At 34.5% G+C, this 255-nt stretch carries 1 protein-coding gene; it reads right to left on the minus strand.

Annotation, left to right across the window (positions count from 1 at the left end):
• Nucleotides 1-17: 17 nt before the first annotated feature.
• Nucleotides 18-255: 50S ribosomal protein L24 (rplX, locus tag CVH10_RS22385; protein WP_106489437.1), on the minus strand; the 238-nt coding region annotated here is incomplete at its 5' end.

Genomic DNA, 255 nt, shown 5'->3' on the forward strand with positions numbered 1-255 from the left:
CTCCTTTCAACTAGTTATTAATTATTAGATTTGATTTCTTCGCCTGATTTTTTAGCGATACGAACTTTTTTACCATCTTCGAATTTATATCCAACACGAGTAGGTTCATTCGTTTTTGGATCTAATAATTGTACGTTAGAAACATGGATAGCTGCCTCTGTTTCTAAGATTCCACCTTCAGGGTTAAATTGAGTTGGTTTTTGGTGTTTTTTGATAAAGTTGACACCTTCCACAACGACACGGTCTTTTTTAGGT

The organism is Halomonas sp. ND22Bw, from assembly GCF_003011945.1.
Taxonomy (GTDB): Bacteria; Pseudomonadota; Gammaproteobacteria; order Pseudomonadales; family Halomonadaceae; genus Halomonas; species Halomonas halophila.